The following is a 9725-nucleotide window of genomic DNA, read 5'->3' as shown; positions in this document are numbered from 1 at the left end:
CCGGGTCCTCGGCGACCTCCGGCTCGCCGGCGTCGCCCGACTTTTCGGCGTCCGCTGTCTCGGCCGTGTCCTTGGGCTTGTCGGCGCTCGCCGGTGCCTCGGCGACCTCCGGCTCATCGGGGACACCCGGCTCATCGGGGACCTCCGACTCTTCGGCGTCCGCCGCCTTCTCCGCGGCCGCCGCCTCGTCCCCGTTCTCGGGCTTCTCGGCGTTCTCCGGCTTCTCGGGGTCGCCCGGCTTCTCACCGATCTCCGGCTCTGCGGCAACCGGTTTCTCCGCGATCTCCGGCGCCTCGGCAACCGACTCCTCGGCAACCGGCTTCTCTCCGGTCACCGGCTCCTCGGCGACCGACTCCTCGAAGGCCGGCTTCTCTCCGGTCGCTGACTCCTCCGCAACCGGCTCCTCGAAGGCCGGCTTCTGCGTGGTCTCCCGCTCCCGCGCCGGGTCCTCCCCGTCCGCATCGGGGTGCCGGTCCTCCGACCGGGTGGGGCGGGGCACCGTCACCTTGTCGAACGCCGCTGCCACCAGGTCGTGTTCGTCGCGGGACGACACGCGGGGTTCGGGGACGGTCGCCGTGGGGGCCGGGTCGGGTTCCGGGGAGGGGGACGGGACCCGGGGCTCGGCGGCCTCCGTGGTGGGGGGCTGCTCGGCCGGTGCCTGTGGGGTGGCCGTCGGTTCCGTCGTCCGCGCCGCACCCTCCGCCTCGGCGGTCCGTGACTTGCGGGACCGTCCGAACGCGTTCCGCAACCGAGTGAGAATGCCCATGTGCGCGCAACCCTTCGCGTGAGTTGAAGCCCGTCAATCCCTGGCCAGGACGGACACGTAAGGTTAGCGGCCCTCCTGGGTGATCTTGGGCAGGGTCTGATATGCGGGCTCCTCGCTGTCAAGAGGGCATCCGGCCTGCGCAGGTGACGGCGCGCTGAATCACCGCAACCCCCGTACGGCAGCCACGGGTTCACTCGTTGTTCATCGGGGCGCCCGGCTCCCGCACATATGTGCCCCTACGGTCACGCTGACACCCAGGGCATCCAAGGAGAGAGCAAAGTGCGAAAGCTGCTGCCGTTGATCGGAACGCCGTCCGATTCGCACCCTGGCGGCCGGTCCGCCATGACCTGTCGTTTCCGGTGTGGTGACGCCTGCTTCCACGAGGTGCCCAACACCAGTTCCAACGAGTACGTCGGCGACGTGATCGCCGGCGCCCTCAGCCGCCGTTCGATGATGCGCGCCGCGGCCGTGGTGACCGTGGCCGCCGCGGGTGCGGGAGCCGTGGGTGTCGCGCAGGCCCCGCAGGCCGGTGCCGTACCGGCGGCCGCCGCCCGTGAGGCCGCGCGCAGCAAGACCAAGGGCGCCCGGGGTCTGCGCTTCGCGCCCGTCGCGCCGAACACCACCGACGCCGTGACCGTGCCGGAGGGGTACCGGCAGAACGTCGTCATCCGGTGGGGCGAGCCGATCCTGCGCGGTGCTCCCGCCTTCGACCCGGAGAAGCAGACCGCCAAGGCGCAGGCCGGGCAGTTCGGATACAACTGCGACTTCCTCGCCCTGCTCCCGCTGCCGGGCGAGCGGGGCCGGCAGCTGCTCGTCGCGAACCACGAGTACACCGACGAGGTGCTCATGTTCCGCGGGTACGACGCCGCCGCTCCGACCCGTGAGCAGGTGGAGATCGCCTGGGCCGCGCACGGGCTGTCCGCCGTCGTCGTGGAGGAGGACCGCAGGAGCGGCAAGCTCACCGCCGTCTCCCGCCACCGGCTCAACCGGCGCGTCACCGCCACCACCGAGTTCCGGCTCACCGGGCCCGTCGCCGGCTCCGACCTCGTGAAGACCTCCGCCGACCCGAGCGGCACCAAGGTGCTCGGCACCCTCAACAACTGCTCCGGCGGTGTCACCCCGTGGGGCACGACCCTGCACGGCGAGGAGAACTTCAACCAGTACTTCGCCAACAGCGGCCGCGCCACGGACAAGCGGTACGGCATCGGGACCGGGGCCACCGAGCGCAAGTGGGAGCGGTTCGACAAGCGGTTCGACGTCGCCCGGGAGCCGAACGAGGTGCACCGCTTCGGGTACGTCGTGGAGTTCGACCCGTACGACCCCGACTCCACGCCCCGCAAGCACACCGCTCTCGGCCGGTTCAAGCACGAGGCCGCGACCGTGCGGCTCACGCACGACGGCCGGCCCGTCGTGTACTCCGGTGACGACGAGCGGTTCGACTACTTCTACAAGTTCGTCGGCAGCAAGCGGATGAAGCACGGCACCTCGCGGGCCGTGCGCGAGCACAACCTGTCGCTGCTCGACGAGGGGACGCTGTACGTCGCCAGGCTCACCGGCGACTCCCCGGCCATCGAGATCGACGGCACGGGCAAGCTGCCGGGCGACGGCGAGTTCGACGGCAGCGGCGAGTGGATCCCGCTGGCCACCGCCACCGCCGAGGGCGCCGTCTCGCACGTGGACGGGATGAGCGCGGAGGAGGTCTTCGTCTTCACGCGGCTCGCCGGTGACAAGGTCGGCGCCACGAAGATGGACCGGCCCGAGGACATCGAGCCCAACCCGGTCACCGGCAAGGTGTACGTCGCCCTGACCAACAACTCCAACCGGGGCGTCGGCTCCAACCCCAAGGCGGACGAGGCCAATCCGCGCCACGCCAACAAGCACGGGCACGTCCTGGAGCTCACCGAGCGCTGGAACCGGCCGGAGAGCACGAAGTTCGCCTGGTCGCTGTTCCTCGTCGCCGGAGACCCGGAGGACCCGGCGACCTACTTCGCCGGTTTCCCGAAGGAGGGCGTCAGCCCCATCTCGTGCCCGGACAACGTCGCCTTCGACTCCTACGGCAACCTGTGGATCTCCACCGACGGCGCCCAGCTCGGCTCGCACGACGGCCTGTTCGGCGTGGCGACCCGGGGTGAGCGGCGCGGTGAGCTCAAGCAGTTCCTGACCGTGCCGAAGGGCGCCGAGACCTGCGGTCCGATCATCCAGGAGCGGCGCGTGCTCGTCGCCGTGCAGCACCCGGGCGAGATCGACGGCGCGTCCGTGGAGAAGCCCGCGAGCACCTGGCCGGACGGACCCGGCACGTACGTGCGGCCCGCGGTCGTGGCCGTGTGGCGTGCCGACGGCCGCGACATCGGCGTCTGAGCGAGCCGGAGAGGCACGGGGGGCGTCCGCGGGGGCGCCCCCGCGCCCGTCACCGGGTGTCGTGCAGCGTCAGGTCCCGTCACCGGGTGTCGTGCAGCGTCAGGTCCGTGACCACCGCACGGTGGTCCGTGCTCGCCAGGTCCAGGATGCGGGTGCGGTCGGCCGCGAAGTGCCGTGAGAGCAGCACGTGATCGATCTGCACGCCGAGGGTGGGGGCCGTCGGGGCGGGCCAGGTGGCCGTGCGGCCGGCGCCGTCCAGGCGGGAGGCGTCGCGCAGGCCCGTGTCGAGGATGCGGCGGAAGGCCGCGTGGTCCTGTGAGGCGTTGAAGTCCCCGGCCAGGATCAGGGGAGTGGAGCGGTCGGTCGCGGCCGCGTCGCGCAGGGCGCCCAGTTCCCGTCGCCAGAGGCCGACCTGGCCGGGCAGCGGGGGCATCGGGTGGGCGAGCTGCAGCCGGACGGTGTGCCCGTCCACGTCGGCGACCGCCCCGGGCATGCCCATCGTGCCGGGGACGCCGGCCGTCGGGGTCAGCGGGAAGCGGCTGAGGATGACGGAGCCCTCGGAGCCGCCGCCCTCGACGGCCCGGCGGTGCGGGAAGTCCCGCGCGAGGTCCGACTTCAGCTGCGCGTCGCAGGCGTGGTCGCACTCCTGGACGAAGACGATGTCCGGCTTCTCGCGGCGGACGGCCCCGACCAGGGAAGCGGTGCCCTGGCCGAACTCCACGTTGGAGGTGAGCACGCGCAGCTCGGCGACCGGGCGGCCCACGGGGTCGTCGGTCGTGCCGTAGGGCTCGATGTACCAGGCCAGCAGGCCGAGCAGGAGGGCGCCCCAGGCCGTGCCGGTCCACCAGCGGGACAGCAGCGTGAGCAGCAGCGCCAGGGCGGTGGGGACGAGCAGCCAGGGGAGGAACGCGAGGAACTGCGGCACGGGGGTGATGCCGTCGCTGTCGGCGGCCCGGAAACCGACGACCACGCTCACCGCCGCGCACAGCAGTCCGGCGCACCAGGCGGCGAGGCGCCGCCCGGGCGGGCGGCGCCGCGGTCCGTCATCGGTGGCGGTCCACTCGGCTGCGGCGGTGTCCAAGTCCCGGCCTTCCGTTCGCGAGGGGGGAGGGATGCCCGAATCCTCCCTCAAAGACGGGGTGTAGCGGAGGAAGGTTGCCGTTCGTCGACGCGGGTCAGGAACGCCGCCAGTGCCGCGTCGAACGCCTCGGGGCGTTCCAGGTTCGGCAGGTGGGCCGCGCCCTCGACGACGTGCAGCGTGGACTCGGGCAGGGCGGTGTGCAGGGCGCGGGCTTCGGAGACGGGCGTGTAGGTGTCGTCGGCCCCCACGACGACCAGCGCCGGGACCCGCACGCGCGGCAGCAGGGGCCGGTAGTCGGGGCGCCGGGCGCGGGCGCGCAGGGCCGCGGCGGCGCCCTCGGGGGAGGCGGCGGTCATCATGCCGTGGACGTGGGCCTTGACCCCGGGCGACGCGGACGGGGCGACCATCCGCTCCAGGACCTCGTCGGCGTAGCCGCGCAGGCCCTCGGCGAGGAGGCGGTCCGCCATGGCGTCACGGGCGCGGACGCCCTCGGGGGTCTCCGCGGCGGCGGAGGTGTCGGCGAGGACCAGACCCCGGACGCGCTCGGGGAACAGGCGGTAGCAGTCCAGGACGATCTGGCCGCCCATGGACAGGCCCGCCAGGACGCAGGAGTCCACCCCCAGCGCGTCCAGCAGGGCCTCGATGTCCCGGGCGAACCCGGAGAAGTCGGTGAGGGCGGGGCTCGTCGGAGAGGCGCCGTAGCCGCGCAGGTCGGGGGCGACGACGCGGCGGGCCGCCGGGAACGTCTCCAGCTGCGGGGCCCACATGGTGCGGTCGAAGGGGTGTCCGTGGACGAGGACCAGGGGAGTCGGGGGGACAAGGGGCTGCCGGGAGGTTGCGGGTCCTTTGTCCTCGTATGCGAGGAAGGGTGCCATGCAGCGACCCTAGGCGGGCCCAACTACTCGGTGCAATAGGATCTTTGCTCTCGGTGCAATCCGAGGGGGGGAGGCCGACCGATGGGTGACTACCGGCGCATCGCGGACCGGATAGCCGAGGACATCGCCGGCGGGCGGCTCAAGCCGGGCCAACGGCTGCCGCCGCAGCGCGTGTTCGCCCGCAGGCGGGGGATCGCCCCGTCGACGGCCGGGCGGGTGTACGGCGAGCTCGTGCGGCGTGGCCTGGTCGTCGGGGAGGTCGGGCGCGGCACCTTCGTCCGAGCCGCCCCGGCCGGGCCGGCGGGGCGGGCGCTCGTGGAGACCGGTGAGTCCGGCGGGCCGGTGAACCTGGAGCTCAACTACCCCTCGGCGCCCGGCCAGCCGGAGCTGCTCGCGCCCGTGCTCGCGCCGCTGCTGCGCCCCGACGTGCTGGCCGAGGCGCTGTTACCGGCGGCCGCCACCGGCACCGAGCAGGCCCGGGAGGCCGCCGCGGGGCTGCTCGCCGGGCCGGGCTGGCGCCCCGGCCCCGAGCGGCTGCTGTTCACCGGCAACGCCCGCCAGGCCATCGCCGCCGTCCTGGCCTCCCTGGTCCGGCCGGGCGGCCGGGTCGGCGTGGAGCAGCTGACGTATCCGCTGGTCAAGGAGATCGCGGCGCGGCTCGGGATCACGCTGGTGCCGCTCGCCGGGGACGCGGCCGGGCTGCTGCCGGAGGCCGTCGCCGCCGCGCACCGCACGGCACCCCTGTCCGCCCTGTACGTGCAGCCGACGCTGCACAATCCGACGTCCCTGACGACGAGCGGGCCCCGGCTGCTGCAACTCGCCCGCGTGGTGCGCGACCTGGACCTTCCGGTCGTGGAGGACCGCATCTGGTCGTTCCTGCACGAGCCCGCTGTCCCCCTCGCCGCCCATGCCCCGGCCCTCACCCACGTCGTCGACGGGCTGTCCAAGCGGGTCGCCCCCGGGCTCACCGTCGGCTTCCTCGTCGTGCCGCCGCACCGGGTCGCCGCCGTGGCCCACGCCGTGCGGTCGGGCGGCTGGAGCGCGGGGCGGTTCGCGCTGGAGGCGGCCGCGCGGTGGGCCGCCGAGGGGACGGTGGCCAGGCTGGTGGAGGCCAAGCGGGCGGACGCGGCGCGGCGCCAGCGGATCCTCGCCGAGGAACTCGCGGGGTTCGCCGTACGGTCCGACCCGCACGCCTACTTCGCCTGGTGGGAGCTGCCCGCGCCGTGGCGCGCCGACACCTTCACGGCCGCCGCCGCGGCGCACGGCATCGCCGTCACCCCCGGGCCCGCCTTCGCGGTCGCCCCCGGGCACACGCCCGACGCGGTCAGGCTCGGGCTCGCGTCGGCTCCGGAGCCGGATCTGCGGCGGGCCCTGCGGACCCTCGCGCACGTCGCCGCGCGGCGAGCCGGGGACCGTAGCGGCCCGTGAGCCACCCGCCGAGCGCCACCGCGAGGCCGAGGGCGCACAGCAGCCAGGACACCGTGCGCAGGGTGGCCGTCAGGGCGTCGTAGACCGCGCCCGCGGCCGGGCCCCGCAGGGCGTCGGGCAGGTCGGCGAGGGTGAGGCGGCGGCCGACGGCCACGGCCAGGACGAGCAGCGCCCCGCCCAGGGCCGTGCCGAGGCCGAGGGCCGTGACCGCGCGGCGGCGGCACGCGGCGACGGCGATCCCGGTGACGGCGAGGACGGCCGCGGTGAGCGGCAGCCAGAAGGCGGCGGTGTCCAGCACCTGGTACCCCTTGCGCAGTCGGTCCACGTCGCCGGCCGGGAGCACCGGGACGCGGGTGTGCGTGACCGGGATGCGGTGGGCGAACGGCACGTGGTCTTCGGAGAGCCGGCGTTTGACGCGGTCGACGACGGGTGCGAGGTCGACGGTGACCGGGGTGGCCGGCGCGTCGGCGCGCAGGGCGCGCAGGACGGCGGTGTGCACGGCCCGGTTCGAGGCGTCCCAGGCCGCGGCGAACGCCTCGGTCCGGGTGAACGAGCGGGCGGCGTCGTGCACGAAGGACCCGGCCCCGCTGTGCAGTTCGGGTCCGGCCGCGCGCAGGACGCCGTCCCCGAGGGCGTCCGCGGCAGCGCGCCGCACGTCCGGGTCGGCGGCGAGCGGCGCCATCGTCCGGACCCAGCGGCCGGTGTCGGCCAGCCCGTGCGCCGCCCAGGACGCCAGCGCGCCGAACGGCAGGAGCAGGCACGCGAGAACGAGCAGAACGGCCGACAGGGCGTTCCGCGCTCGTGGGGGCGCCGTCGCGCAGGCGGGCGCCCGGTCCGGCTCGGGCACCCTTCCAGGCAAGGCGCGACGGGCCCCGGGCGCGAGCGGGACGACTGCATTCGGGTCCCCCTGCCACGCCGAACGGGCGCCCCACCCGCGGAAAGCACCCGGAGCGAGGCGTGTCACTCTCGGGTGGGGGCCTCACCCGAACGGGTGATTCCTGACCCGGGGGCCGCTCGGGTCAGTCCCGTCGGTGGCCCTCGGCGTCCTCGTGGGTGTAGTAGCGGTAGAACATCGTCAGCAGGACTCCCACCCCGACCACCAGCCCCAGCCCGGCGGACTTCAGCACGGACTCGCCGGACTGGTTGACCAGGAAGCCGATCGCGCAGCCCGTGAAGGCGAACCAGGCCAGCGCGTGCAGTTCGCGGCGCAGCCGCGGGGCCAGCCGCCACACGGCGGCGAACACCACCGCGAAGACCAGCGCGGTGAGGAAGCCGAACAGCAGGTTCCAGCCCGTGATGGGCCCGCCGTGACGCCGGTTCGCCGCGGCCCAGAAGCCGTAGACCAGCCCGAACACGACGGGCAGCGCCACCGCCGCGGCCGCGTGGGTCCGGGCGCTGAAGACGTCGGGCCTGCGCCGTGGCGTGGTCATCCTGCGTGAGGCGGGTGCCGCGTGAGCCATGAGAGCTCCTCTCTGTCCCTGCCCTGGCTTCCAGGGCACACCGGCGCGCAGCCCCGGGCAAGTCGGCGGAACGCCCCCGACCGGATGCGGCCCGCCCGGCCCCGTGTTTCGCTGGGCGCGTGAGGCGCCACCGCGGGGGGCACGGCCCGCTCGACCGGTACCCCGGGGCCGGCGACGGACCTGCGCGGGCCGCCGGCGACGAGTACGCCGGCATCGACGACGGGTACGCCCGGTACGGGTCCGGGTACGGCTACGGCCGGGCCGGGGACGGGTACGCCGGGGCCGGCCTCCGGGACCCCGTGCGGCGGCAGGAGCTGCTGCGGTTGCGCGGGCACCGGGTGGCCTGGCTGCCGCCGCTGGTGCTGCTCGTCGCCATCGCCGTGGCGGACTACCACACCACCGGCGAGTTCCGCATGATCTCCTGGATCGTGCTGGTGCCCGGTATCGCCGCCGCGATCTGCGGGGTGTGGGTCACGGCCCTGTTCGCACTCGCGTCGCTGGTGACGTACGTCGTCGTGGACGGCGCCTGGCCGCACGAGTACCAGGCCGGGCTCGCCGACTTCGTCCTCGTCGCCCTCGGCGGCATCCTCGCCACCCTGGCCTGCGTCGTCCGGGTGCGCGAGGAGCGGCGCGTGCTGCGCATGGGCGACGTCACCGAGACCATCCGCCGCACGGTGCTGCGCCCGCTGCCACCGGGCTGGGGCGGCCTCGACCACGCCGGCGTCTACCTCACCGCCGACGCCGAGGCCCGCGTCGGCGGCGACTTCTACGACATCCAGCCCGGCCCGCACGGCACCCGCGTCCTGGTCGGGGACGTGCAGGGCAAGGGCCTCGGCGCGGTGGAGGCGGCGGCCGCGCTGCTCGGCACGTTCCGCGAGGCCGCGTACCACGAGGCCGACCTCACGACGGTCGCCGGGCGGCTGGAGACGCGGATGATCCGGCACCGCGGGCACACGGTCGCCCTGGGCCGCGCCGACGGCGACCGGTTCGCCACGGCCGTCCTGCTCGGCTTCCCCGACGACGACCCTGGGGCGGTGGACGTCCTGGTGTTCGGGCACGAGCCGCCGCTGGCGGTCGGGCCGGACGGGGTGCGCGCCCTGCCGGCCGGGGCGGGGCTGCCGCTGGGCTTCGGGGACCTCGCGCCGGGGCCGCCCGGGGCGCGGCGGGTGCGGGTGGCCGCCGATGAGACGCTGCTGCTGGTGACGGACGGCGTGACGGAGGCCCGGAACGGCGCCGGGGCGTTCTACGCGCTCGCCCGCGAGGTGGCCCGGGCCGTCGCCGAGGACCCGGACGCGGCCGAGCCGGCCCGGCTGGCCGCCCTGGTGCGGGACGGCACCCTGCGGCACTGCGGCGGCCACCTCGCCGACGACACCACGGTCTTCACCGTCCGCCGCCGAACCGCCCCGGGCGGCGACCCGGACACCGCCAGGGGCGCCGCCAGGGGCGGTTCGGCGGGCACCCCGCCGGGCCCCGGCGTCCGCCCCCGCCGGACCGGCCCGGGGCGGTGACGCGGCCCTACGGGGACCGGCACGGGCGCCTCTGCGGGCCTTGGCACGGCGCCCCTGCGGGCACCGGCAGGGGTACTCCTGCGGGCACCCCGCCGGGCCCCGGCGTCCGCCCCCGCCGGACTGGCCCGGGCGGCGACCCGGGCTGCCCTCCGAGGACCGGCACGGGTATCCCTCCGGGGACCGGGAGGGGGCAGGCACCTCTGTAGGCCCCGGCGTCCGCCGCCAGACCGGCCCGGGGCGGTGACGCGG

The 9725-nt window shown here is 75.3% G+C and carries 7 protein-coding genes and 1 pseudogene; 3 read left to right on the top strand and 5 right to left on the bottom strand.

The features are described from left to right. Positions 1-766, bottom strand: a pseudogene (locus tag RIN80_RS24420) (Toxic cation resistance protein); the annotation flags it as partial. A gap of 279 nt (positions 767-1045) precedes the next feature. Here RIN80_RS24420 and RIN80_RS24415 point away from each other — a divergent pair. Then, positions 1046-3124, top strand: coding sequence for a PhoX family protein (locus RIN80_RS24415; RefSeq protein WP_309097797.1), 2079 nt, complete (start codon positions 1046-1048; stop codon positions 3122-3124). A 79-nt stretch (positions 3125-3203) separates the two neighbouring features. Here RIN80_RS24415 and RIN80_RS24410 read toward each other — a convergent pair whose 3' ends face one another. After that, a complete protein-coding gene (locus RIN80_RS24410) occupies positions 3204-4205 on the bottom strand; it encodes an endonuclease/exonuclease/phosphatase family protein (protein ID WP_309097796.1) in 1002 nt (333 codons plus the stop codon). Positions 4206-4252: 47 nt separating this feature from the next. Beyond that, positions 4253-5080: an alpha/beta hydrolase gene (locus tag RIN80_RS24405; protein ID WP_309097795.1), complete on the bottom strand. Its 828-nt coding sequence runs from the start codon at positions 5078-5080 to the stop codon at positions 4253-4255. Positions 5081-5161: 81 nt separating this feature from the next. On the opposite strand from RIN80_RS24405, the gene RIN80_RS24400 reads away from it, so the two are divergent. Continuing rightward, on the top strand, positions 5162-6508 hold the full coding sequence (locus tag RIN80_RS24400) for a PLP-dependent aminotransferase family protein (RefSeq protein ID WP_309097794.1): 1347 nt from the start codon (positions 5162-5164) through the stop codon (positions 6506-6508). Here the strand turns inward: RIN80_RS24400 and RIN80_RS24395 are convergent. Both RIN80_RS24395 and RIN80_RS24390 read right to left on the bottom strand, forming a co-directional pair. After that, positions 6405-7355: a hypothetical protein gene (locus RIN80_RS24395; RefSeq protein ID WP_309097793.1), complete on the bottom strand. Its 951-nt coding sequence runs from the start codon at positions 7353-7355 to the stop codon at positions 6405-6407. The genes RIN80_RS24400 and RIN80_RS24395 overlap by 104 nt on opposite strands. Before the next feature lie 172 nt (positions 7356-7527). Further along, positions 7528-7968: a hypothetical protein gene (locus RIN80_RS24390; protein ID WP_309097792.1), complete on the bottom strand. Its 441-nt coding sequence runs from the start codon at positions 7966-7968 to the stop codon at positions 7528-7530. 299 nt (positions 7969-8267) lie between these two features. Here RIN80_RS24390 and RIN80_RS24385 point away from each other — a divergent pair, with 299 nt between their 5' ends. Next, on the top strand, positions 8268-9476 hold the full coding sequence (locus RIN80_RS24385; RefSeq protein WP_309097798.1) for a PP2C family protein-serine/threonine phosphatase: 1209 nt from the start codon (positions 8268-8270) through the stop codon (positions 9474-9476). The last annotated feature ends 249 nt before the right edge of the window (positions 9477-9725 follow it).

Source organism: Streptomyces sp. (genome assembly GCF_031181705.1).
Lineage (GTDB): Bacteria > Actinomycetota > Actinomycetes > Streptomycetales > Streptomycetaceae > Streptomyces.
The sequence above is the reverse complement of the archived record's forward strand: the minus strand, read 5'-3'. Positions and strand labels throughout refer to the sequence as shown.